This window comes from Agromyces sp. Y782 (assembly GCF_059445405.1).
Map to the genome: position 1 here is coordinate 3,051,688 of NZ_JCAIUG010000001.1, position 23,522 is coordinate 3,075,209.

25 protein-coding genes and 1 tRNA gene are annotated in these 23,522 nt (G+C 68.5%); 13 read left to right on the top strand and 13 right to left on the bottom strand.

What is annotated here, in order from left to right; genetic code table 11:
- Positions 1 to 7: 7 nt before the first annotated feature.
- From AC1C2S_RS13895 to AC1C2S_RS13910, 4 genes are all read left to right on the top strand, one after another.
- On the top strand, positions 8 to 211 hold the full coding sequence (locus AC1C2S_RS13895) for a cold-shock protein (protein ID WP_108595877.1): 204 nt from the start codon (positions 8 to 10) through the stop codon (positions 209 to 211).
- Positions 212 to 301: 90 nt separating this feature from the next.
- Positions 302 to 1,354, top strand: a complete 1,053-nt coding sequence (locus AC1C2S_RS13900) for a DUF3048 domain-containing protein (protein WP_495353104.1) — start codon at positions 302 to 304, stop codon at positions 1,352 to 1,354.
- Between the two features lie 125 nt (positions 1,355 to 1,479).
- Entirely contained in the window at positions 1,480 to 3,099 is a 1,620-nt protein-coding gene (gene groL, locus AC1C2S_RS13905; RefSeq protein ID WP_495353105.1) for a chaperonin GroEL, read from the top strand.
- A gap of 348 nt (positions 3,100 to 3,447) precedes the next feature.
- A complete protein-coding gene (locus AC1C2S_RS13910) occupies positions 3,448 to 4,422 on the top strand; it encodes a hypothetical protein (protein ID WP_495353106.1) in 975 nt (324 codons plus the stop codon).
- Between the two features lie 5 nt (positions 4,423 to 4,427).
- On the opposite strand, the gene AC1C2S_RS13915 is transcribed toward AC1C2S_RS13910, so the two are convergent.
- The 3 genes from AC1C2S_RS13915 to AC1C2S_RS13925 all read right to left on the bottom strand — a co-directional run bounded on the left by AC1C2S_RS13915 (position 4,428) and on the right by AC1C2S_RS13925 (position 7,403).
- On the bottom strand, positions 4,428 to 4,718 hold the full coding sequence (locus AC1C2S_RS13915) for a WXG100 family type VII secretion target (protein WP_495353107.1): 291 nt from the start codon (positions 4,716 to 4,718) through the stop codon (positions 4,428 to 4,430).
- Positions 4,719 to 4,858: 140 nt separating this feature from the next.
- Positions 4,859 to 6,679: a sensor histidine kinase gene (locus AC1C2S_RS13920; protein ID WP_495353108.1), complete on the bottom strand. Its 1,821-nt coding sequence runs from the start codon at positions 6,677 to 6,679 to the stop codon at positions 4,859 to 4,861.
- 31 nt (positions 6,680 to 6,710) lie between these two features.
- Positions 6,711 to 7,403, bottom strand: a complete 693-nt coding sequence (locus AC1C2S_RS13925; protein ID WP_495353109.1) for a response regulator transcription factor — start codon at positions 7,401 to 7,403, stop codon at positions 6,711 to 6,713.
- Positions 7,404 to 7,519: 116 nt separating this feature from the next.
- Here AC1C2S_RS13925 and folP point away from each other — a divergent pair, with 116 nt between their 5' ends.
- Complete coding sequence (gene folP, locus AC1C2S_RS13930; RefSeq protein WP_495353110.1) at positions 7,520 to 8,392, top strand: dihydropteroate synthase; 873 nt, start codon at positions 7,520 to 7,522, stop codon at positions 8,390 to 8,392.
- Complete coding sequence (locus AC1C2S_RS13935; protein WP_495353111.1) at positions 8,389 to 9,111, top strand: pyrimidine reductase family protein; 723 nt, start codon at positions 8,389 to 8,391, stop codon at positions 9,109 to 9,111. The genes folP and AC1C2S_RS13935 overlap by 4 nt, the downstream gene beginning before the upstream one ends.
- A 13-nt stretch (positions 9,112 to 9,124) precedes the next feature.
- On the opposite strand, the gene AC1C2S_RS13940 is transcribed toward AC1C2S_RS13935, so the two are convergent.
- The 3 genes from AC1C2S_RS13940 to AC1C2S_RS13950 all read right to left on the bottom strand — a co-directional run bounded on the left by AC1C2S_RS13940 (position 9,125) and on the right by AC1C2S_RS13950 (position 13,090).
- The gene (locus tag AC1C2S_RS13940; RefSeq protein WP_495353112.1) at positions 9,125 to 10,768 is read right to left on the bottom strand and encodes a DNA repair helicase XPB; all 1,644 of its coding nucleotides are present in this window, start codon (positions 10,766 to 10,768) and stop codon (positions 9,125 to 9,127) included.
- A 177-nt stretch (positions 10,769 to 10,945) separates the two neighbouring features.
- Positions 10,946 to 12,808 carry a helicase-associated domain-containing protein gene (locus tag AC1C2S_RS13945; protein WP_495353113.1) on the bottom strand — a complete coding sequence of 621 codons (1,863 nt, stop codon included), beginning with the start codon at positions 12,806 to 12,808 and terminating at the stop codon, positions 10,946 to 10,948.
- A gap of 9 nt (positions 12,809 to 12,817) precedes the next feature.
- Positions 12,818 to 13,090: a multidrug ABC transporter ATPase gene (locus AC1C2S_RS13950; protein WP_495353114.1), complete on the bottom strand. Its 273-nt coding sequence runs from the start codon at positions 13,088 to 13,090 to the stop codon at positions 12,818 to 12,820.
- A 109-nt stretch (positions 13,091 to 13,199) separates the two neighbouring features.
- Here AC1C2S_RS13950 and AC1C2S_RS13955 point away from each other — a divergent pair, with 109 nt between their 5' ends.
- Positions 13,200 to 13,580 carry a cold-shock protein gene (locus tag AC1C2S_RS13955; protein WP_495353115.1) on the top strand — a complete coding sequence of 127 codons (381 nt, stop codon included), beginning with the start codon at positions 13,200 to 13,202 and terminating at the stop codon, positions 13,578 to 13,580.
- A complete protein-coding gene (locus AC1C2S_RS13960) occupies positions 13,573 to 14,199 on the top strand; it encodes a DUF3027 domain-containing protein (RefSeq protein WP_495353116.1) in 627 nt (208 codons plus the stop codon). Before AC1C2S_RS13955 ends, AC1C2S_RS13960 begins: the two co-directional genes overlap by 8 nt.
- On the opposite strand, the gene AC1C2S_RS13965 is transcribed toward AC1C2S_RS13960, so the two are convergent.
- Complete coding sequence (locus tag AC1C2S_RS13965; RefSeq protein WP_495353117.1) at positions 14,172 to 14,438, bottom strand: DUF2530 domain-containing protein; 267 nt, start codon at positions 14,436 to 14,438, stop codon at positions 14,172 to 14,174. The genes AC1C2S_RS13960 and AC1C2S_RS13965 overlap by 28 nt on opposite strands.
- Before the next feature lie 5 nt (positions 14,439 to 14,443).
- Entirely contained in the window at positions 14,444 to 15,559 is a 1,116-nt protein-coding gene (gene serC, locus AC1C2S_RS13970) for a phosphoserine transaminase (RefSeq protein WP_495353118.1), read from the bottom strand.
- Between the two features lie 72 nt (positions 15,560 to 15,631).
- Here serC and AC1C2S_RS13975 point away from each other — a divergent pair, with 72 nt between their 5' ends.
- From AC1C2S_RS13975 to AC1C2S_RS13990, 4 genes are all read left to right on the top strand, one after another.
- Positions 15,632 to 16,324, top strand: a complete 693-nt coding sequence (locus AC1C2S_RS13975; protein ID WP_495353119.1) for an iron-dependent transcriptional repressor DtxR — start codon at positions 15,632 to 15,634, stop codon at positions 16,322 to 16,324.
- Positions 16,325 to 16,715: 391 nt separating this feature from the next.
- Positions 16,716 to 17,387 (top strand): C40 family peptidase, encoded by a 672-nt coding sequence (locus tag AC1C2S_RS13980; RefSeq protein ID WP_495353120.1) that lies wholly within the window; start codon positions 16,716 to 16,718, stop codon positions 17,385 to 17,387.
- A gap of 364 nt (positions 17,388 to 17,751) precedes the next feature.
- Positions 17,752 to 18,249 carry an HNH endonuclease gene (locus AC1C2S_RS13985; protein ID WP_495353121.1) on the top strand — a complete coding sequence of 166 codons (498 nt, stop codon included), beginning with the start codon at positions 17,752 to 17,754 and terminating at the stop codon, positions 18,247 to 18,249.
- A 390-nt stretch (positions 18,250 to 18,639) separates the two neighbouring features.
- A complete protein-coding gene (locus tag AC1C2S_RS13990) occupies positions 18,640 to 19,329 on the top strand; it encodes a CHAP domain-containing protein (protein WP_495353122.1) in 690 nt (229 codons plus the stop codon).
- A 44-nt stretch (positions 19,330 to 19,373) separates the two neighbouring features.
- Here the strand turns inward: AC1C2S_RS13990 and AC1C2S_RS13995 are convergent, their stop codons facing one another.
- Complete coding sequence (locus AC1C2S_RS13995) at positions 19,374 to 20,435, bottom strand: lactonase family protein (RefSeq protein ID WP_495353123.1); 1,062 nt, start codon at positions 20,433 to 20,435, stop codon at positions 19,374 to 19,376.
- Between the two features lie 135 nt (positions 20,436 to 20,570).
- Between AC1C2S_RS13995 and AC1C2S_RS14000 the strand changes: the two genes are divergently transcribed.
- Positions 20,571 to 20,645: transfer RNA gene (locus AC1C2S_RS14000), tRNA-Arg, on the top strand.
- A 353-nt stretch (positions 20,646 to 20,998) separates the two neighbouring features.
- On the opposite strand, the gene AC1C2S_RS14005 is transcribed toward AC1C2S_RS14000, so the two are convergent.
- From AC1C2S_RS14005 to AC1C2S_RS14020, 4 genes are read right to left on the bottom strand one after another with little or no spacing between them, the layout of a single operon-like run.
- A complete protein-coding gene (locus AC1C2S_RS14005; RefSeq protein WP_495353124.1) occupies positions 20,999 to 21,745 on the bottom strand; it encodes an energy-coupling factor ABC transporter ATP-binding protein in 747 nt (248 codons plus the stop codon).
- Positions 21,742 to 22,419, bottom strand: coding sequence for a cobalt ECF transporter T component CbiQ (gene cbiQ, locus AC1C2S_RS14010; protein ID WP_495353125.1), 678 nt, complete (start codon positions 22,417 to 22,419; stop codon positions 21,742 to 21,744). The genes AC1C2S_RS14005 and cbiQ overlap by 4 nt, the downstream gene beginning before the upstream one ends.
- Entirely contained in the window at positions 22,409 to 22,717 is a 309-nt protein-coding gene (locus tag AC1C2S_RS14015; RefSeq protein WP_495353126.1) for a PDGLE domain-containing protein, read from the bottom strand. The genes cbiQ and AC1C2S_RS14015 overlap by 11 nt, the downstream gene beginning before the upstream one ends.
- Positions 22,714 to 23,418, bottom strand: a complete 705-nt coding sequence (locus AC1C2S_RS14020) for an energy-coupling factor ABC transporter permease (protein WP_495353127.1) — start codon at positions 23,416 to 23,418, stop codon at positions 22,714 to 22,716. Before AC1C2S_RS14020 ends, AC1C2S_RS14015 begins: the two co-directional genes overlap by 4 nt.
- Positions 23,419 to 23,522 lie beyond the last annotated feature (104 nt).

Below are 23,522 nucleotides of genomic sequence, written 5' to 3' on the forward strand. Positions count from 1 at the left end.
GCAACGCATGGCGAACGGAACCGTGAAGTGGTTCAACGCTGAAAAGGGTTACGGATTCATCACCGTCGACGAGGGGGGTCAAGACGTCTTCGTCCACTACTCCGCGATCGACATGTCCGGCTACAAGGTGCTCGAAGAGGGCCAGCAGGTCGTGTTCGAGGTCGGCACAGGCTCGAAGGGCCCTCAGGCCGAGGCGGTCCGCCCAGCTTGAGCCGGTTCCACCTGATCCGCCCGGCAGGTCGCCGTAGGTCCGTGGCGTGCCGCAGACCGACTCCGACGCCCGCTCGACTACGCTGACCGCATGGCAGCGCGGGCCCGGCCGACACCGCTTCGGCGGGCAGCAGCGTTGGCCGTGCTCGCCTCGACCGCGGTGCTGCTCGTCGGGTGCCAGCCGTCGGCGTCCAACCCCGACACGCAATCCGGCGGAGTGACGTCGCGTCCTGTGGCCGACTCGTCCGCAGTGGCGGTGGCGTTCGCGCCGCTCCGAGGCACGGCGGCGGATGCTGCGGGGCTCGCGCATCCCTCGCTCGCCGTGAAGATCGACAACCACGAAGAGGCTCGCCCGCAAATTGCGATGAATCGAACCGACATCGTCTTCGAGGAGCTCGTCGAGGGCGGCATCACCCGGTACCTCGCGGTCTGGCATTCGGATGTCCCCGACGAGCTCGGCCCCGTGCGCTCGATTCGTCCGATGGATCCCGACATCGCGACGCCGTTCGGCGGCATCATCTCGTATTCGGGTGGGCAGGAGCGGTTCGTCGAGATGATGATGGCGACGCCGCTCCTCAACATCGTCTTCGACTACGACGACACCGGTCTCTTCTACCGCGCCGACGAACGGCCGGGGCCGCACGACGTGATCCTCCGTGCCGGCGAGGCCGTTTCGCGAAACGCGTCGCTTGCGCCGCCGCCGGCGCAGTTCGCGTACGGCGCGGCGGACCCGTTGGCTGCGCCGGCCCTCGCTGCGGCCCCGACGTCGCGGATCGATCTCGTGTTCTCCGATGCGCGCTTCCCTGCATGGGAGTGGGACGGCGGGGCATCCGTGTGGTTGCGCTCGCAGGAAGGCGCCCCTGATCTCGAAGCTTCGGGGGAGCGTGTGCGGGCCACGAACGTGGTGACCCTGCGGGTCGGCATCGACGAGAGCTACGAAGACGTGCCGAGGACGGTTCTGATCGGCTCGGGCGAGGCCTGGGTCTCGGTTGCGGGCCGCACAGCGCACGGCACCTGGTCGAAGGACGCCGCGGCGTCGCCGATCACCCTCACCGCCGATGACGGCTCACCGTTGCGCCTCGCCCCCGGCAACACCTGGGTGGAGCTCGTGCCGGACGAGGGTTCGGCGAGCTTCACGCCCTGAGCGGACAGCCCGGCGCTCGCTTGCACTCCCGACGGTCGAGTGCCAGAATCGTCTTAGCACTCACTCGTTTTGAGTGCTAACCCAACGAATCTTTGAAGACGTCCGGGAAAGGACGAGAGAAACACATGGCAAAGATCATTGCTTTCAACGAGGAGGCCCGTCGCGGCCTCGAGCGTGGCCTCAACACGCTCGCCGACGCGGTGAAGGTGACCCTCGGCCCGCGTGGCCGCAACGTCGTGCTCGAGAAGAAGTGGGGCGCGCCCACGATCACGAACGACGGCGTGTCGATCGCCAAAGAGATCGAGCTCGACGACCCGTACGAGAAGATCGGTGCCGAGCTCGTCAAGGAGGTCGCCAAGAAGACCGACGACGTCGCCGGTGACGGCACCACGACCTCGGTCGTGCTCGCCCAGGCGCTCGTGCGCGAGGGCCTTCGCAACGTCGCAGCAGGCGCCGACCCCATCTCGCTGAAGCGCGGCATCGAGAAGGCCGTCGCGGCCGTCGAGACCGAGCTCCTCGCGAACGCGAAAGACGTCGAGACGAAGGAAGAGATCGCCGCAACGGCTTCGATCTCGGCCGCCGACGAGCAGATCGGTGCACTCATCGCCGAGGCGATCGACAAGGTCGGCAAAGAGGGTGTCGTCACCGTCGAGGAGTCGAACACCTTCGGCACCGAGCTCGAGCTGACCGAGGGCATGCGCTTCGACAAGGGTTACCTCTCGGCGTACTTCGTCACCGATCCCGACCGTCAGGAAGCGGTCTTCGAAGACCCCTACATCCTGATCGTCAACGGCAAGGTCTCGAACATCAAAGACCTGCTGCCGATCGTCGACAAGGTCATCCAGACCGGCAAGCAGCTCCTGATCATCGCTGAAGACGTCGACGGCGAGGCTCTGGCCACGCTGATCGTCAACAAGATCCGTGGCATCTTCAAGTCGGTCGCCGTCAAGGCTCCCGGCTTCGGCGACCGTCGCAAGGCGCAGCTGCAGGACATCGCGACGCTCACCGGCGGCCAGGTCATCTCGGAAGAGGTCGGCCTCAAGCTCGAGAACGTCACCCTCGACCTGCTCGGCACCGCTCGCAAGGTCATCATCACCAAAGACGAGACGACCATCGTCGAGGGTGGCGGCGAAGAAGAGGCCATCGCAGGCCGTGTCTCGCAGATCCGCAAGGAGATCGACAACACCGACTCCGACTACGACCGCGAGAAGCTGCAGGAGCGCCTCGCCAAGCTCGCGGGCGGCGTCGCCGTCATCAAGGCGGGTGCGGCGACCGAGGTCGAGCTCAAGGAGCGCAAGCACCGCATCGAAGACGCCGTTCGCAACGCGAAGGCCGCCGTCGAAGAGGGCATCGTCGCCGGTGGTGGCGTCGCCCTGATCCAGGCGGGCAAGACCGCGTTCGAGAAGCTCGAACTCACGGGTGACGAGGCGACCGGCGCGAACATCGTGCGCGTGGCCATCGACGCGCCGCTCAAGCAGATCGCCCTCAACGCCGGCCTCGAGCCGGGCGTCGTGGTCGACCGCGTGCGCAACCTCCCGATCGGCCACGGCCTGAACGCCGCGACCGGCGAGTACGTCGACATGCTGGCTGCCGGCATCAACGACCCGGTGAAGGTCACCCGTTCGGCGCTGCTCAACGCTGCGTCGATCGCTGGCCTCTTCCTCACCACCGAGGCCGTCGTCGCCGACAAGCCCGAGAAGAACTCGGCTCCGGCCGGCGACCCCACGGGCGGCATGGACTTCTAGTCCGCGCCTCACACGACACGCACGATGGGCGTCTCCCACACGGGAGGCGCCCATCGTCGTGTGGGGAAAGCTCAGTCGCACGCGGATCGGCGCAGGGGCAGCGCCGTTACCGAATGGAGATGCGGTTAATTCGATCTGGAGTGACGCTCGGAGGTACTGTTCCGAATGTGGGTTGAAGGTCTCCCCGCCGCGCGACCTGTATGGAGTACCTTGTCAGCGACCATGAAAGCCTGGAGGACTCCGATCGTGGTGGCGGTCGCCGCCCTGATGTTGTCCGGCTGCGCGACGGTCTCAGATGCCGCGCAACCCCCTCCCTCGCAGGCGGTTGACACCGCAGTCCCGAGTTCGGTGCCCGAGCCGACGCGACCGTTCCAGACGATCGCCACCTCGTGCGAGAGCATCGTCTCGATCGCTGCTCTCGAAGCCATCACCGAAGTTGCGCTCGTACCGGGCGGCTCGTTGCACGACGACTCGATCAGGGCCGTGCTCCTCCCGACCGCTGTCGAAAACGCGGGTGGAATTGCGTGCGCGTGGTCCGATGTCGCGACAGGTGCGGTCAGGGCCTCGCTCACGCTCGTTCCGGAAGCGGTTGCCGCTGATGAGCGCATCCGTTTGGAGTTCGCGGAGTTCGACGGTACGGCCCCGTCTTCAAGGACGTCGCTCTTCGATTTCTGCATCTACGACTACTGCGGCGTGAAGGGCTTCCACGGCACCACCGACGTGAACCTCATCGTCTACGACATGCCGCGGGACGAGGGAGCCGTGCGAGAGGCGTCGAGGGTGGTGTCGCTGCGTGAGGAGGTTGCAGCGCATCTCGACTCCATCGAGGCGGCTGAGCCGCTGCCGCCGCTCTCCGACGAATGGGGCGCCGGCCCCGCCAGTTGTGCCGACATGCTGCCGGTCGAGGTTCTGGCGGCTGCACTCGACGTCGAAGGTGCGAATTACGGAATCGGGTACGCCTATGAAGAGTCGAACGGCTGGGATGTCGCGCTCCTCGCCGCAGGTGGCTTCTCCTGCAGGTATGTCGGCGGCCTCGGAACAGGCTCGATCTGGATCTTGCCCGACGGCGCCGAGGCGCTGGGCGCAGTCCCGCCGGGCGATGATCGCTCAACCGTCGATGTGCCCGGAGCATCTGGCGCGGGCCTGATGCAATGCTCGAGCAACGCCGAGCCGTTCGAAGCGGGCACTGGAAACTGCACGGTGTACTTCCCAGTCCGAAACGCATGGGTCGGAGTTCTCGCAGCATCGTCCGGCGTGACCCAGGGCCCGCTCGAGGACGAGGCCTCTCACGTCGCCGCCGCCATTGCGGCGGCGCTCAGCTGACCGGCTCAGCGCAGGAACAGCCGGGCGTTCGACTGCTCGGCGTCGGAGTATTGCACCGCAGCGGTGCCGAGGGCGGTGTTGAGACCGGCGAGGCTCTCTTCGACCTGCGTCTGCGTGGCTCGCCAGTCGGCGACGGCTCCCTGGAACGCGGACGAGGCCTGCCCCGACCACGAGGACTGCAAGCCCGTGAGCTGACCGAGCAGCGACGCCACTTCGGACTGGATGCGTCCGATCGTGCCGCGCATCGTCTGGGTCGCAGCGGCGACCTGCTCGGAGTCGACCTGGTACGTGGTCATGGTGTTCCCTTCGTTCGGTGTGTCGCCACGCTACGCGCGCATCGACCGAGGGGAACCGCGCGGGCACCATCGGTGCCCGGCATCCGTCGCCCGCCGCATGTTGAGGACGAGTCGGGGCGCGCAGAAGGATGCGCGGTCGCTCAGTCGGTGTTGACCGACCGGGGCGATGCCGCTGCGCCGGCCAGAGGCAGCGACACCCGGAAGGTCGCCCCACCGCCCGGTGTCTCGACGACGTCGACCGTGCCGTTGTGCGCGGCGACGATCGAGGACACGATCGCGAGTCCGAGGCCGGACCCACCCGTCTCGCGCGTGCGGGACGTGTCGGCGCGCCAAAAACGCTGGAAGATCTTCTCGCGGATCTGCGGCGGGATGCCCTCACCGTGATCGACGACCTCGATCATCGCGCGCTCGGCGGATTCATCGACGGAGATGCGGATTTCGATGGGACTGTCGGGGGCGGTGAAGCGGATCGCGTTGCCCATCAGATTCGTGATCACCTGGCGGATCTTGTTCTCCTCCGCGAGCACGACCGTGCGCCGCACGGGTTTCTGGCGGCCCTGAGCCGAGGGAGCCTCCGCCGTCGCCGGTGCGGCGAGCGCGTCAGCGGCAGCGGCCGACGCAGCGGCCGCAGCGGCCGATGCGCGAACAGCGCGTTTCGAGGGCGCGGATGCTCCGCCTCCGGTCTTCCCCGTCGCCCGTCGGCTGCCGGTCGTCGTCGCAGCCTCGCCGCGAGGACGGCGGCCGCGCAACCGTGCGAGCGTCGCACCCGCGAATGAGATCGGTCCGGTGAGCGTGCTGGCGCGGTCGGCAGCGGGTTCGAGCTCGACCTCGAGGTCGGGGGCGGGCTCGCCCGCGGCATCCGCCCGGCTGACATCTTCGGGCGCGATCACCGTGATCGTGCGAGCGGGGTGCGCGGCCATCGTGTCGAGGGCGGCGTCGCGCGCGAGCGGCACGAGGTCGACTTCGGCGAGTTCGAGCGGCTTGGCCTCATCGAGACGGGCGAGGGCGAGCAGGTCTTCGACCAGGCCGCCCATGCGGATCGCCTCCTTCTCGATGCGCTCCATCGCCTGACCGACTTCTTCCGGGCTCTGCAGGGCGCCCATGCGGTAGAGCTCGGCATAGCCGCGCACCGAGACGAGAGGAGTGCGGAGCTCGTGCGAGGCGTCGCCGACGAACCGGCGCATCTGGTCGATCGTGCGCGCGCGATCACGGAACGCGCGATCGATGCGGTTCAGCATCGTGTTGAGCGAACGGTTCAGCCGCCCGACCTCGGTGTTCGGCGTCGCCCCGCCGAGGCGCTGGCTGAAGTCGCCGTCGGCGATCGCGGCAGCGGTGCGCTCGACCTCGCGGAGCGGCATGAAAGTCGTGGTCACGAGCATGCGGGTCAGGAGCGCTCCGACGAGCACGACGCCGAATCCGAATCCGAGGAAGATCGTCAGGTAGACGGCGAGCAGTTGCTCGGTGTCTTTCGAGGAGACGGCGATGATGACCGCCGAGTAGGCACCGTGCTCGTCGGCGAGCGTGATCGTGGTGACACCGCGGAAGCTCGGCGATCCCTGCGCATCCTCCAGTTTCAAGACCGTGTACGTCGAGCTGTTGAGCTCGTTCACCTTGGCCTGGGTGAGCATCTCGGGAATGACGGGACGCGACTCGGGAGGGCGGTCATCCCAGTTGGTCTGCTGCAGCTCGCCGGACGCTGCATCGTAGATCGCGATGAAGACATCGTCAGAGGGCATGAACTCGCGCTTGTCGAGGTCTTTCTCATCGGTGAAGTATTTCTTCAGTTCACCCGATGCGATCGACTCGAGCTTGGAGGTCATCTGCTCTTCGACGTACGAGCGCAGCATCGCCGCGGTTCCGATTCCTGAAACCAGAAGTCCGAGCGTGAGCATGAGCACGGTGACACCCGTGATCTTGGTACGCAGCGAGATGCGGTTCCACCGCTCGGAGATCTGATTCATGGCTGGCCGAGTCTAGGTTGGCCTTCCTGAGTCAGGGCTTGGAGGACTTCAGCATGTAGCCGAATCCGCGCTTGGTCTGGATCAGCGGCTCGGCGGAGTGCTGGTCGAGCTTGCGTCGGAGGTAGGAGATGTAGCTCTCCACGATGCCGGCATCGCCGTTGAAGTCGTACTCCCACACGTGGTCGAGGATCTGCGCCTTCGACAGCACCCGGTTGGGGTTAAGCATGAGGTAGCGCAGCAACTTGAACTCGGTCGGGGAGAGTTCGACCGGCACGTCGCCGACGAGCACTTCGTGGGTGTCCTGGTCCATCGTGAGTTCGCCGGTGCGGATCACCGCGTCTTCTTCGGCGTGCATCGTACGGCGCAGGATCGCCTTGATTCGCGCGACGATCTCGTCGAGGCTGAAGGGCTTGGTGACATAGTCGTCGCCCCCGACCGTCAGGCCGGTGATCTTGTCTTCGGTGTCGTCTTTGGCGGTGAGGAAGAGGATCGGCGCGGTATAGCCGGCCGAGCGCAGGCGCTTGGTCACGCCGAAGCCGTTCATATCCGGCAGCATGACGTCGAGGATGATGAGATCGGGTTCCTCTTCGAGCACCGCGGAGATGGTCTGCGCGCCGTTGCTGACCGCACGCACGGCGAAGCCGGCGAATCGAAGGCTGGTGGTGAGAAGGTCGCGGATGTTGGGCTCGTCGTCGACGATGAGAATTCGTGGTCCGTCGCTCATGTGATGATTCTCTGCGCATCGGCTGAAACTTTCCTGAACATTCTTCGAGGGTCGCGATTCCGGAGTGTCGGATGCCGCGCGCGCCGGGCAGCCCGCGACGTGGAAGACTCGGCAACATGGCCAGTCGTACACAGGTGATCCGGCGCATCGGCCCGCGCGAATTCGACTTCGCACGAGAGGTCGCCGTCATGGCGATCGTCAACCGCACGCCGGACTCGTTCTACGACCGAGGCCGTACGGAGGCGCTCGAGGCGGCAGTCGACGCTGCGAATCGGGCGATCGAGTTCGGCGCCGACTGGATCGACGTCGGCGGTGCGAAGTTCGCGCCGGGTCCGTCGATCCCGCCCGCCGAAGAGATCGACCGCGTGGTGCCCGTGGTGGCTGCGCTCGCGGGATCAGGTGCCGTGATCTCGGTCGACACGTTCCATCCCGAGGTGGCTCGGGCCGCGATCGCGGCGGGCGCCCACGTCATCAACGACACGACGGGCATCCACGACCCGGCCATGGCCGACGTCGTCGCCGAGACCGGGGCGACGATCGTCGTCACCCACAGCCTCGCGAAGCCGCGCACGCCGTATCCCTCGCCGCAGTACGGCGATGTCGTCGCCGAGGTGTCGGCGTTCCTCGCCGAGCGGGTGGCCCTCGCGGAGTCGCGAGGTGTGGCATCCGATCGCATCATCGTCGACCCGGGCCATGACCTCAACAAGCACACGCTGCACTCGCTCGAGCTCACTCGCCGCCTCGGTGAGATCACCGCGCTCGGCTATCCGACGCTCGTGGCGCTCTCGAACAAGGACTTCGTCGGCGAGAGTCTCGGCCGCCCGCGGGAACAGCGCATCGAAGGCTCGATCGCCGCCGCCGTGTACTGCGTCATGCGGGGCGCCCGCATCGTGCGGGTGCACAACGTGCGCGAGACCGTCGACGCGATGCGCATGATCGGGGCGATCGAAGGGTGGCGCGAGCCGGTGTTCCTGGAACACAACCGATGAGCGCCGCAGGGCCGGCGCTCGACCGCGACGAGCTCTTCGCGGCGAACGCGTTGCCCGACCGCGAGTCGCGGCGGGTGCGCATGAACTTCGTGGCGAGCCTCGACGGTGCGGCGACGATCGAGGGTCGCAGCGGCGGTCTCGGCGACGCGAACGACCGTCTCACGATGCAGGTGTTGCGCGCGCTCGCCGATGTCGTGCTGGTCGGCGCGGGCACGGTGCGCGCCGAAGGCTACGGCGGGCTCGCGGTCGGCGAAACGGATGTCGCGTGGCGCGTGGCTCACGGGCTCTCGCCGCAGCCGAGGGTCGCCGTAGTCTCCTCCGCGCTCGAGCTCGATCCCGATGCCGCGTTCTTCACGGCGGCCGTGACCCGTCCGATCGTCGTGACCCACGCGGCGTCTCCCGCTGCGCGCCGCGAGGCGCTCGCGCAGGTCGCCGACGTCGTCATCGTCGGCGAACGCTCCATCGATCTGCGCGCCATGCTCGATGTGCTCGCCGAGCGGGGGTTTCGGCAGGTGCTCTGCGAGGGCGGGCCGCATTTGTTCGGCTCGCTGCTCGAGGCCGACCTCGTCGACGAACTCTGCCTCTCGCTCAGTCCGCTGCTGGTTGGAGGAACGGCGGGTCGCATCGTGCGTGGCACCCCCGAGTTCGAGCGGCGCATGCACCTCGTGCACGCGATCCCCGCAGGCGACCTCCTGCTCTTGCGCTACTCGCGCGCCTGAGCGCCGCGCCGGGTCACGCAGCCTCGAGCGAGTGCGCGTCGAGGATCGTGTAGCTGTAACCCTGCTCCGCGAGGAACCGCTGACGGTTCTGCGCGAAGTCCTGGTCGACCGTGTCGCGTGCGACGAGGGTGTAGAAGTTCGCAGAGAGGCCCGACTCCTTCGGCCGCAGCAGGCGACCGAGTCGCTGCGCCTCCTCTTGTCGTGAGCCGAACGATCCTGACACCTGGATGGCGACCGTCGCCTCGGGCAGGTCGACCGAGAAGTTCGCGACCTTCGAGACCACGAGCACGGGCGTGCGCCCTTCGCGGAACTCCTGGTAGAGCCGTTCACGTTCGTCGACCGGCGTCGCGCCCGTGAGTTTCGGGGCGCCGAGTGCATCGGCCAGCTCGTCGATCTGGTCGAGGTACTGCCCGATCACGAGGATGCGCTCGCCGGAGTGCTTCGCCACCAGTTCCTTCACCACACTGAGCTTCGCGGGCGCGGTGGCGGCGAGCCGGTAGCGCTCGTCGTCGGCGGATGCCGCGTACGTGAGTCGCTCGGACTGCGGGAGGTCGATGCGCACCTCGTAGCAGGCGGCCGGGGAGATGAAGCCCTGGGCTTCGATCTCCTTCCATGGAGCGTCGAAACGCTTCGGGCCGATGAGGCTGAAGACGTCGCCCTCGCGGCCGTCTTCGCGCACGAGCGTCGCCGTGAGCCCGAGCCTGCGGCGTGCCTGCAGCTCCGCGGTGAGTTTGAAGACGGGTGCAGGCAGCAGGTGCACCTCGTCGTAGACCACGAGGCCCCAGTCGAGCGCGTCGAGGAGCGCGAGGTGCGCGTACTCGCCCTTCCGCTTCGCGGTGAGGATCTGGTAGGTCGCGATCGTGACGGGCTTGACCTCTTTCACCTGCCCCGAGTACTCGCCGATCTCGTCGGCGGTGAGGGTCGTGCGCTTCAGCAGTTCGTCGCGCCATTGACGCGCCGAGACGGTGTTCGTCACGAGGATGAGCGTCGTCGTCTTCGCGGTCGCCATCGCGCCGGCCCCGACGAGGGTCTTGCCGGCACCGCAGGGCAGCACCACGACGCCCGAGCCGCCGTCGAAGAAGTTGTCGATGGCCTTCTGCTGGTAGTCGCGCAAGTGCCAGTCGGCCTGATCGAGGTCGATCTGGTGCGGTGTGCCGGGGGTGTAACCGGCGAGGTCTTCGGCCGGCCAGCCGAGCTTCACGAGCTCTTGCTTGAGGGCGCCTCGTGCCCAGGCGGCGACGAGGAAGCTCCGTTCGTCGAGGCGTTCGGTCAGGAGCGGTGCGATGCGCCTGGCGCCGGCGACCTCGGTGAGCACCGCGGCGTCATCGCTGTGCAGGCGAAGCGCGCCGTCGTCGGTGCGATCGACGACGAGCCGGCCGTACCGGCCGACCGTCTCGCGCATGTCGACCGCGACCGTCTGCGGCACCGGGAACTTCGCGTACCGTTCGAGCGTCGCGAGCATGTCTGCGGCGTCGTGGCCGGCAGCCCGCGCGTTCCACAGACCGAGCCTCGTGATGCGATAGGTGTGCACGTGCTCGGGAGCCCGCTCGAGTTCGGCGAACACCGCCAGATCGTGGCGCGCATCTTCGGCGAGCGGGTGGGCGACCTCGAGGAGGACGGTTCGGTCGCTCTGCACGATGAGTGGGCCGTCTGACATAGCGGTCGAGTCTACGCCCGGTTCATGGGAGGACGGCCGCGTGGCCATGGCACGAGAACCTGCAGGGCCGCCGGAGACGCCCGCACCACGCCTGTTCTCGTCGCCGTGGCGGAGTGTCGTCCTGTGTTCAGGACTGGACGGCCAGGGCCGTTGGATCGGTCGGAGAAGCGGCGCCGGTCAGGCGCCGGCGGGCGCCGGGGACACTGCTGCGATCGCCGACAGCGGAAGGGTGCGCTCGATGTCGGCCTTGCGGTCGCGCGCTCGCAGCCGGCCGTTGGCGACGCTCGCGGGGGCGAGGAGGTAGTCGGCGGTGTCGCCCCCTGGCATGCGCACGGTGACCGTGAGGGTCTCTTTCGACCGCGCCGCCGCCTCGAGCTGCCGCGCGAGCCACGCTTGTTCGGTCGCGCCTGCCTCGCCCTCGGCGAGGACGACATCGAGCAATGCCTCGATGGGATCGGCTTTCGGAGCGGGTTCGGGTGCCGCAGCGAGGTGATGCCGCCGCAGCCGGATGATATTGCCTGCTGCGTCTTCTGCCGCCACGGGGTAGCGGGCGTCGGACAGGGCCCAGAACACGACTTCGGGGGCGAACCGGGAGAGCAAGCGGTGCGGCCCGGTCTGCCGCAGGCCGATCGGTGCGAGCGACTGGTCGACGGCGAGGGTGCGCACGAGTTGCTCGTCGTCGGAGCGGATCGAGGCGCGCGCCGGGGCATCCGTCTCGGCGGCGACGGCGACCCGCAGTGAGCCGAAGCGCGCGGCGGCCTCGCCGACGAGATACGAGAGGGGCTGGGGGATGCCGGTGAGTGAGAGTCCGCCGAGGAACGCGAGGATCGAGTCGGCCGTTTCGCCGGCGGCGAGCCCGCGATTGACGGATGCCGCGCTGACGCGGTACGTCGAGGCGAGGTCTCGACCCTCGACGTCGGCGAAGCTGCGGAGCCGGGCGTCGAGCGAGGGTTCGAGCGGCCCGGGAGAGACGATCGAGAGATCGTGCTGCAGGTACACCTTGTCGACCTGCGCGGGGAAGTGCGCCGCGAGTCGGCCTGCTGCCTGGTCGAGGTCGCCGCCGAGGACGAGGAGTGCGATCGTGCCCGGTTCGCCGGCGACCGCCAGTCCGAGCGCGTCGGCTTCGCCGATGAGTCGCTCGAGCCCTTCATCGAGCCATCGCCCGCCCGCGGGGTAGAACCAGCGCACGTCGTCACGAAGGGTGCTCGCGGTGAGCGACTCGCTGCGTCGCGCCACGAGTTCTCGCAGGGCCTCGGGAATGCGGTCGCGCCAGCACTCCGCGAGACGCCGCCACCGGCCCTCGGCCGATTCGAGCGCCCACGCGGCTCCGTTCTCGGATTCGAGCCAGAACGCACCTTCGCGCACGACGAGACCGGCTTCGTCGGCGCGGTGGAAGAGTCGAGGCAACGCGTCGAGCGCCGTGCCGCTCGCCTCGGCGAGGCGCTTGGAGTCGGGCAGCGCGAGCCCGCCTTTCGCGAGTTCGCGCGCGGGCTGCGTACCGAGTGCTGCGAGCACCTCGGCGGTTGCCGCCACGGTCGCGTACGCGGTCTCGGCCGCACGTCGCTCGAGGATCGTGCGGTCGATCGCGTCGCCCGAGACGAGCACGGGCGGCGCGGGCGCCGCGAGCTCGGCTACCGTGGGCAGGTCGTCGCCGAGTCTCGGCGCGACCCGCGCGATGATCGCCGCCGGAACGTGCACCCGGTCGTCGACGCGCACCAGGAGCAGGAGCGAGTCGAGCACGTCGAGCAGTTCGCCGGCGGCATCCGACAGCTCTGCGGATGCCGCGAGACGCACCAGTTCGTCGCGTACCGCCTCGGCCGTGGTGTCGCCGCCTGCGGCGAGGTCGACCGCGACGGCGAGCACCGCGAGCCTTCGACGGTTGAGGCGGCCGACCGCGTGGTCGATCGAATCGGGGGTGAGTACGGCCTCAGCGAGGTCGAAGAGGTCGCGCACGCCTGACGGCTCGAACTCGCGCGACTGCAATGCTGTTGCGAGAGAGTCTCGCGACAGCTCGCGGAGTCGTGCGGCGAGCTCGAGCATGGTCTCCGCTCAGCTCGATCCGGCGCGCGAGGTGCGGGCCCGGCGGATGCCGTTGATGATGAGGAGGGCGATGAGCAGGAGGAAGGCGATCGGCAGGCCGAACCAGGGCAGCATCGTGACGACGGCCCAGAAGCCCGAGCCCATCTCGTCGCGTGTGACGCCCGAGAACGTGCCGATCATGACGGCGAAGAAGCAGATGATCGAGAGACCGACCACGGCGGCGAACATATAGGCGAGGACGCGCTCGGCGCGATTGTCGATGACGGGGCCGGAATCGCTCACTCGTCCAGAATAGGCCAGGCGACCCACTCGCGGGTGCCCCGGAGCCCTAGACTGGGTGGTGGACGGCGCAGCGTTTCAGCGCGCCTGCAACATGAGCGAGGTTTCCACGATGCCCACCGGCAAGGTCAAGTTCTACGACGAGGAGAAGGGATTCGGCTTCATCAGCTCCGATGACGGCCAAGAGGTCTTCCTCCATGCATCCGCTCTTCCCGCCGGCGCGACCGTGCGTGCGGGCAGTCGCCTGGAGTTCGGCGTCGCCGAGGGCAAGCGCGGCGCGCAGGCTCTCTCGGTGCGCGTGCTCGACACGCCCGTGAGCCTCACCAAGATCAACCGCATGCCAGCCGACGACATGGCGATCATCGTCGAAGACGTCGTGAAGGTGCTCGATGGCATCGGAGCGGATTTGCGTCGCGGCCGTTATCCCGAGAAGTCGAAGGCACGTACCGTCTCCGCGGTGCTGCGCAAGGTGGCAGACGATCTGGATGCCTGAGCCGACCGAACCCGACAGCGCACCCGTCATCGTTGCCGATGACGTGCTCCTGGCGTCGGCCGATCTTGCGCGGCGCGCGCTGCTCGAGGTGACCCCGCCCGAGACGGTCGGGTCGGTGGTCGGACACCTCGTCGAGGGTGAGCACGTGCTGACGCTGCTCTTCGCCTCCGATCTCAGCGGCTACCCCGGCTGGCGTTGGAGCGTCACGCTCTCGCGAGTCGACGGCGACGCCGAGCCGACCGTTCTCGAGACGGAGCTCATGCCCGGCGAGACGGCCCTGCTCGCGCCCGACTGGGTGCCGTGGTCGGAGCGACTGGCCGATTACCGTGCCGCTCAAGACGCGGCGGCCGCAGCCGCCGGAGAGTCCGGCGATGCCGCGGGCACCGAGGGCGCCGACGACGACTTCGACGACGACGATGATCTCGACGACGATGATCTCGACGACGATGAGCACGACGACGACGAGGATGTCGACGATCACGACCACGAAGATGAGTTCGACGGCATCGACATCGATGCACTCGACGAGTCGGATGACGACGACTCGGACGACGATGAAGATGGCGATTCCGACGACGGGCCCGACGATGATCAGGTCGAGGAGCGCCCCGTCGACTGACCGGCCCGCCGGCGGATCACCTGCACGACCGCGAGGCCGATGAGGCCGAGCACGATGCCGGTGACCGTGGCGGCCGTGAACCAGCCGAATCCCGCGGACTCGAGCGGTTCGCGGAACACGAGGCAGGCGATGAGCGCGACCACCCATGCAGCGGTGCCGGCGACGACCGCCTTGCGGGCGTCGGCGCGCGCGGGCGCCGGATCGGGGCGTCGTTCGTCATCGTTGAGCCAGAATCGCACGCGGGTCAACCGATCTGTGCCAGCACGTAGTCGATCGATGCCGTGAGTGCACGCACATCGTCGGGCTCGATGGCGGTGAAGGTCGCGACGCGCAGCTGGTTGCGTCCGAGCTTGCGATACGGCTCGGTGTCCACGATGCCGTTCTCGCGGAGCACCGACGCCAGCGCCGCGGCATCCGTCGACTCGTCGAAATCGATCGTGACGACCACTTGCGAGCGGTGCGCGGGGTCGACGACGAACGGGGTGGCGACCGGGGTGCGCGCGGCCCAGTCGTAGAGCACGGACGACGACTCGCGTGTGCGGGCGTCGGCCCACGTGAGACCACCCGAGGCGTTCATCCACTCGAGCTGGTTCTCGAGCAGCACCAGGGTGGCGAGAGCCGGGGTGTTCAAGGTCTGGTCGAGCCGAGAATTGTCGACGGCGTTCTTCAGCGACAGGAACTCGGGGATGTACCGACCGCTCGCGGCGACGCGCTCGACGCGCTCGATCGCCGCCGGTGAGAGGAGGGCGAACCAGATGCCGCCGTCGGAGGCGAAGTTCTTCTGCGGAGCGAAGTAGTAGACGTCGAACTGCGTGGGGTCGACGTGGATGCCGCCCGCGGCACTCGTCGCGTCGATCACCGTGAGTGCGCCTTCGTCGCCGGCCACGCGGGTGACCGGCGCCATGACGCCGGTGGAGGTCTCGTTCTGCGGCCAGGCGTAGACATCGACGCCCTCGAGTGGCGAGGGTTCGGCCCGCGAGCCCGGATCGGCCTTGAGCACGTCGGGGGCGTCGAGCCATGGGGCTGCGGCTGCGGCTGCGAACTTGGCGCCGAACTCGCCGAACGAGGCGAGCTGGGCGCGCTGCTCGATGAGACCGAATGCCGCGGCATCCCAGAACGCCGTCGATCCACCGTTGCCGAGCACGACCTCGTAGCCCTCGGGCAGAGCGAAGAGATCGCTCAGCCCACCACGAACCCGACCGACGAGTTGCTTGACTGGTGCCTGTCGGTGCGAGGTGCCGAGCACGGAGGGGCCCACCTCGGCGAGGTGTGCGAGCTGCTCGCTCCGAACCTTGGACGGACCGCAACCGAAACGTCCGTCGGCGGGCAGCAGGTCACGAGGAATCACGATGCTCGGCATGCGGTCGAGTCTAGCGACGGGGCAAGCCCGGTAGGCTGGACGGCGGGCTGTGACAACGGGAGGATGGCGCGCGTGACGGACTTGATCGACACCACGGAGATGTATCTCCGCACGATCCTCGACCTCGAGGAGGAGAACATCGTGCCGCTTCGGGCACGCATCTCCGAACGACTCGGTCACTCCGGACCGACGGTCTCGCAGACCATTGCCCGCATGGAGCGCGACGGACTCGTGGTCGTCTCCGGCGACCGGCATCTCGAGCTCACTCCCGATGGGCGCTCCAAGGCGGTGCACGTCATGCGCAAGCATCGGCTCGCCGAGCGGCTGCTCGCCGACGTCATCGGCCTCGAGTGGGAGTTCGTGCACGATGAGGCATGCCGCTGGGAGCATGTCATGAGCGAACAGGTCGAGCGTCGCCTCATCGAGATCCTCGGCAGTCCGCGCGAATCGCCGTACGGCAACCCCATCCCGGGCCTCGAAGAGCTCGGCCTCCCGGCAGCAGATGCGTTCATGTGGGGTGTCATCAACGTGGTCGAGGCCGTCGACGCGAGCGAGACCCCGGTGCGCGGCGTCGTTCGCCGCCTCGCCGAACCCGTGCAGTTCGACCCCGAGCTGCTCGGACAGCTCAGGCAGGCCGGTGTCATGCCCGGCGCCATGGCGTCGTTCAGTCGCGCCGGTGGCTACGTGCTCGTCGAGGTCGACGGCATCGACGGCGGGCTCGAGCTGCCGAGCGAGGTCGCCAGCCATATCTTCATCGCGGAATGATCCCGTTCAGGGCCGCGCCGTGATCGGAATGTGACATTCGGGCACGGCTCGCGTAGTCTCATTCGAGTCCGCCGGCGAGAAGCCAGTCGGAGGACCAGGGTCGAGACGCCTCCCAAGCCCACCGCTCGATCAAGTACCCGTAAGCGCCCTCGAGCGCATCCGGTGGGGTGACATTCGATGTCGTGGGGCGACGGAGGTACACATTTTGGCTCGATTCTCTCGGCGTCGGTTCACCGAAAACCACGCTCGCGGGGCCGCTACGAAGGCGATCATCGCCTCGAAGCCTCCCGTTTCCCCTGCCGCGCAGCCGGATGCGGCGGTTCGCGTCGCCGCGTCGACGTTGCCGTCGACTCGTCGGCTGCGCCGGGGCCGACTCGCGAACGTGCTCGTCATGACGGTCGCTGCCGGCATCGTCGGCACGCTCGCCATTCCGGCATACGCGTTCGCGCCGGGCAGCGGTGGCCCGCAGTTCGCCCAGACCGACGAGACGAAGCGCACGAAGGCGCAGGCGCAGTCCGTCGAGGTGACCGATGACGTCATCGCCGCACCCATGACGAAAGACGGCTACGCCGCCGTCTCAGGTGCCGAGATCCAGGCTGCCGCGCAGGCCGCAGCAGAGGCCGAAGCGGCCCGCGTCGCGGCAGAGACGGCGATGACCTCGTACGCCGCGTCGTACTCCGGTCCGTCGGTCGGCGACTTCCTCGCGAACCCCCCGTATCCGACGTTCGACCTCGCGAGCGTCTACAACGTCGCGACGCAGTACATCGGCACGCCCTACGTCTACGGCGGTGCAACGCCGGCCGGCTTCGACTGCTCGGGCTTCGTGATGTACGTCTACGCGCAGTTCGGCGTCGGCATGCCCCACTCGTCGACCGGTCAGGGCGCCATGGGCACCCGCATCTCCGAGGCCGATGCTCAGCCCGGCGACCTCGTCATCATGCCCGGCCACGATGGCTTCTACGCGGGCAACGGCATGATTCTGCACGCGCCCTACGAAGGGGCAGCCGTTCGTGTGCAGCCCATCTGGTCGAGCGACTACTACATCGTGCGCATCGGCATCTGATCGATGAACATCGCGTGATCCCGCACGTGAATGGCGCGCCGGAAGTTCCCGGCGCGCCATTCGTGTTCTAACCTGAGACCCTGACGATCCGAGAAAACCAGGCAGGGGAAGCCGATGGTCAAGTCGCGCAGCATCCATTCCGCGGGTGCGCGCGCGCTCTTCGACCAACGGCGCAGTAGTCAGTCGAGCACGAACCGGGCGAACGCTCCGACGGGCACTGTCATCACGACGGTGCCCGTTCTCTGTTCTCCGGGCGGTTCGACCCGCCGAATTCCGGCGGCGCAGACCAGGCCCGATCATTTTCTCGGAACGCCGAACCGTTCACGCGGCTGGAAGCCATCCAGCTCCGATCGAAAGGCACTCCATGCGCACACTCGTGCTCAACGCGGGCTATGAGCCCCTCGCCATCGTCTCCTTCAAGCGGGCGCTGCTCCTCGTCATGAACCACAAGGCCACCGTCATTCAGCACGAAGAGGGCAACCCCGTGTGCGCGGCGAGCGGTTCGTGGCAACGGCCGAGCGTCATCCTGCTCACCCGGTACGTGCGCGCCCCACGGGCGAACCAAGCGCCGGTGAGCAGGCGAGGCGTGCTGCGCCGCGATGATCACCGTTGCGCCTACTGCGGCAGGTCCGCCGCAACGATCGACCACGTGCTGCCTCGATCGCGGGGCGGCCGCGACACGTGGGAGAACCTCGTCGCGTGCTGCTTGCGCTGCAACAACACGAAGAGCGACCGAACTCCTGCCGAGATGGGCTGGGAGCTGCGCATCACGCCGGGCCGGCCCAATGGGCGAGGCTGGGTGGCCCGGGGCTTCGAGCGCCCGCTGCCGCAGTGGGACGAATACCTCGCAATGGCCGCGTGATCGAGTCGTGACAAAGGCACGCGACGTGCCCTATGGTGGTACGAGTCTGGCGGCTCACAAGTCGCCGATACCCGAGAAGCCACTCCGTAACAGGGCTGCACTGCGGCCTTGGCACGGTGCCCGGAGGTCCAGCTGTTGAACGGTGACGAGACGAACGACGCACACGAGCGCCCCCGCTCAGCGCGTCGGTCGGCCGACCGAGGTCGCGCGCGACGAAGCGCCGCCACGGCGCCGAAACGGCGAGGGCAGGGTAGAACCGATGCCGCGGCATCCATTGCCGTCCAAGCGCGTCCTGCAGCTCCGGCCGCCGACGTCGCGAAAGCCGTGGCCCAGGGTCCGCGCACCACTCGCCGCAATGGGCCGATGCGCGTCTTCGCGACTGTGCTCGTGGTGCCCGCAATCGTGGGCACCGTGGCCCTGCCGGCCTACGCGTTCATGCCGGGCGGCGAGACATTCGGTGCATCCGGAGCCTTCAGCCTGTCGAAGGCCGAGGCACAAGACATCGAGGTCTCCTCGCTCGCGAGTGGCGCACCACTCTCGGGCGATTCGTATGCGGTCACGACGAAGGCCGAGATCGAGTCGGCTCGCCTCGATCAGGAGGCACTCGACAAGGCGGCCTGGGCAGCGAACCTCGCCTCGCGCGGCACCGGCGAGTACGCGGTCTACACGGTCAAGGCCGAGGGTGACGACTACCCCTGGTGGGATCAGACGCCCGACGACTACGGTGGAGGGTTGTCGCCGCTGCGGTACTTCTTCCGCGAGTGCGTCGACTTCGTCGCCTGGCGCATGAACCGCGATGCCGGCGTGACGAGTGCGCCCTGGAAGTGGGACTGGAGCAACCTCGCGTCGGGTAGCGCCTATGCATGGGCCGACGAGTGGGCCAGCCGCGGCTGGCCGACGTCGAGCGAACCCGTCGTCGGCGCGGTCGCCTGGTTCCCCTACAACCATGTGGCCTACGTGCAGTCGGTCAATGGCGACGGCACCGTGAACATCGAGGAATACAACCAGAACTCCGACCACTCGTATCATCGGCGCACGATCCAGACCAGCGAGGCGCTGTACCTCTACCCGCCCGCCTGACTCCTTTCGCCGGTCGAGTAGGCCCGCCAGGGCCGTATCGAGACCTACACCCGCGCCAAGCACGCCGGCGCCGGAGTCTCGACGACGCCGACCACCTCGGTCGGCACTCCCGTGCTCTCGAGCGCGATCACCGCGATCGAGTCCGACTCCTGGTCGGCGACGAGCGCGAATCGCTCGTCATGCGTCACATTCAGGTCGCGCGGATGCCGCCCGCCGGTCTTCACCGTCGCCACGAGTTGGAGAGTGCGTGCCGCCGCGTCGAAGCGAAGCGCCCGCAGCGCGTCGGCGTCGCGGTCGCCGATGAGCACGATGCCGCCCCGCGTCAACCGGATCGCCGAGCAGCCGAGTCCCCTCGGCTCGACGTCGTCGCCGATCGAGAACCACGCCACCTCGCGACCCTCGGCGAGGTCGACGATGCTCGCCGTGCGGTCGAGTTCGTTCGCGGTGATCGCGAGGTCGCCGTCGATCACGAGGTGGCGGGGGCCGGCGCCGGCGTGCAGCACGATGTCGTCGACGTCGTCATGGTCGAGGGTCGTGGGGAGCCCGCCGAGGCCGAGCACGCGGATGCGGTCGGTGCCGAGATCCGGTACGAGCAGGTGGTTGCGCACCGAGTCGAGCACGGCCTGGTGCGGGTGCGAGGATTGCTGCCGCTCGTGGTTCGGGCCGCTGCCGGTGAAGTCGGCAGCGACGACGACGTCGGCCGCGGCATCCCACGTCGCCTGGTGCACCGAGAGCCGGGCGCCCGAGTAGTTCGCGACGAAGATGAGGCCGCCGGACTCGTCGAAGGCGAGGTGGCAGGGGCCCGCGACGCCGGTGACGCCGGGCCGGCCGAACGGCACGGGCCCGTCGCCCTCGAGCATCCACGTCGAGACGAGGCCCTCGGGGAGTTCGTGCACGACACCGAGCACGCCGGTCGCGGGGGAGAGGGCGAGGAACATGGGGTTCGGCCCCACGTCGACGGGCTCGCCGAGGGTCGTTCGGCCGTCGGCGGAGACATCCAGTGGCCGGATGCCTCGTGCCGCCGACCCCAGCGCGCCGGTCGTCGAAGCGCCGACCCAGAACCTCGTGCCCGTCGACTGGCTCATGCCGCCCCGTTCTGCGGCCATGCCGCTGTTCGCCAGGCGCACGCGCGCCGCTGAACACGCTACCGCGGGCGGAGTCGGGCAGACCGCGCGACGTTCTCGCGATGGGTCACGGTAGCGTCCGGGTGGTGCAATCGCAGGAAGTAGACTCTTACGGCCGCCCCCGTAACTCAGGGGATAGAGTGCCGACCTCCTAAGTCGGAAGCGCAGGTTCGAATCCTGCCGGGGGCACCAACGCCGGGCGCAGCGGCCGTCAGCGCCCGCGCCCGGCATTCGCGGTCGCAGCGGGTGCGCGGGGCCGACCTGTTGAGCGTGGACGACGGCGTCGAACCACTCCCGACGGGTGCCGCCGTAGCGCGTGACTCGCTTCCGTATTCGAGACGATCGCGTGTCGTGAATGGGGCATCGAGCCGCTCGCGCACCGCCGGCGGAACGCGACGGTCGAGCCTGAACGAACCGCGCAGGCCTCACGTCGGCGAGGGGCCGCTCGAACCAGCCGGGGATGCCGGCCGCGACTCGATGGTCGCACCGCCGTCGGAGAGGTACGTGTGCTGTTCGGGCGTCGCCCGCCGAGCAGCCCCCGGATGTCAGGCCCGCGGCGGCGCAACCGTCGGGTCGAAGCCGTACGGCAGCTCGAGGCCGTGCGCGGCCATGCTCGCGGCATCGGCCATGATCTCCCTCGTCGGTCCGTCCGCGATGATCCTGCCGCCGTCGAGGATCACGGCGCGGGGGCACAACTCGAGGGCGTAGGGCAGATCGTGCGTCACCACGAGGATCGTCGACGAGAGCGCGTCGAGCGCGGTCGACAGTTCGCGCCGCGCGGTGGGGTCGAGGTTCGACGTGGGTTCGTCGAGCACGACGACGTCGACGTCCATCGAGAGGATCGTGGCGATCGCGGCTCGTCGACGCTGGCCGAGCGACAGGTGCTGCGGTGCCCGCTCGGCGAGATCGGCGAGACCCACACGCTCGAGCGCGGCGGCGACCCGCATCTCGAGATCGGGGCCGGTGACGCCGTAGTTCGCCGGGCCGAAGCCGACGTCTTCGCCGATGGACGGCATGAAGAGCTGGTCGTCCGGATCCTGGAACACGAGACCGACGCGCCGGCGCACCTCGCGCACCGTGGTGCGGTCGATCGTGAGGCCGCCGATCGAGACCGAACCCGATTGTGCAGCGTGGATGCCGTTCAGGTGCAGCATGAGGGTCGTCTTGCCTGCCCCGTTCGGGCCGAGCACGGCGACGCGTTCGTGCGGTTCGACCTCGAGGTCGACGCCGCGCAGCACCTCGGTGCCGTCGGGGTAGGCGAAGCCGAGGCCGCGAACCGAGATCGCGCTCACGCCCCGCCCTCCCCGCCGCGGGCGAGCATCGCGAGGTGAACACGCTCGCCCCGGCCGTGCGCCCGCACGAAACCACTGCCGACGCCGCGCGCGATGACCTTCCACGACGCCGGGCCGGTCGCCTGGAAGCCGCGCGAGAGCCGTGCGGTGCGCATGCGCCGCCCTTCTTCGATGATGAGGTCGAGGTAGCGCAGCATGAACCCCATGATCGAGGTCAGCGCACGGGGGAGGCGCAGTTGCTCGAACGCCTGGATCACCTTGCGCGGCGGTGTCGTCGCGATCAGCACGGTGGATGCGAGGAGCGCCAGGGTGGCCTTCACGAGCAGCGCCCAGGCACCCCAGAGCCCCCCGATCGAGAGTGACAGGCCGAGCACCTCGACACGCGGTCCGGTCGCGATGAACGGCATCAGCATCGCGAACACCACGAAAGGCACCTCGAACACGAGCTTTCGCGCGATGAACCCGGCTGGGATCCGTGCCCTGATGGCGAGCGCCATGAGCACCCCCGCGTAGACCGCGAACGCGGCGAACCACTCGCGCGGGGTCGCCACCACGATGAGGGCGAAGCCGATGAGTGCGAGCACCTTGCTGCGTGCGGTCGCTCGGTGGAGCGGGGAGCTGCCGTTCAGATAGCCCCATTCCACGCCGGCGGGAGTGGCCACGTCAGCCGGCACGTCGTTTCGACGCCCGCCCGATCAGCCAGGCCAGGGCGAAGGTGACCGCGCAGCCGACCGCGCCCGCGATCGCGACCGACAGCCAGGGGTTGGCGATTCCCACGACGCCGTAGTCGGCGAGCGCACTTCCCGTGGTGGCGCTGTCCTCGGCGGCGCCGAGGAATCCGTTCGACTCGGCGACGAATTCGAGGCCGTCCGGGTGGCTCGAGGCCCAGAGGCTGACGATGCACGCGAGCAGCACAGCGAATGCGAGCGCACCGATCGTGAACGCTCGAGTGGAGATGCGGCGTCTGCTCATACGGACGCCTCCTTCGGAGTGATGGCGGTATCGAGTGATCGACCGTCGACACGCGCGAATCGGGCCCCGTAGACCAAGTCGGGACGGGTGGCCAACACGGCCGAGACGATGAGCATCGTGATCACGGCTTCGCCCAGCCCGATGACGGTGTGCCAACCCACCATCGCCGCGAACACGGCGTCGAGCGGCACGTCGACGTGGCCGCCGATCGCGAACAGGCCGACGAACACCGCAGCGGCGGCGGGAACCGAGACGAGGGCGCCGAGACCCGCGGCGAGAGCGACCGACCATCGCCGACCGGGCAGCACCAGCATCATGAGGCGGAACACCCCCCAGCCGACGGCCACGGTCACCACGCCCATGAGCGTGATGTTCGTGCCGAGCGCCGTGATGCCGCCATCGGCGAAGAGGAATGCCTGCACGATGAGCACGACGCCGAGACAGAGCACGCCCGTCCATGGGCCGACGAGCACGGCGGCGAGCGCCCCGCCCATGAGGTGGCCGCTCGTGCCGGCCCCGACCGGGAAGTTGATCATTTGCGCCGCGAAGACGACGGTCGCGACGATGCCCACCATCGGGGCCTTGCGATCGTCGACGATCTCCCTGCGGGCCCGGGTGAGTGCGATTCCGATCGCCCCCGCCGCAACGACTCCGGTCGCGATCGACACCGGTATGTCCAGGAATCCATCGGGTACATGCATGGCCCAGCCCCCTCCGCGGAACCCGAAACGGGTCCCTCGTCCCCCTGGCCCCACGATAGCCCGATGCGATGCAGCGGGCTAGGCCCGGTCGGGAAGGCGGTACC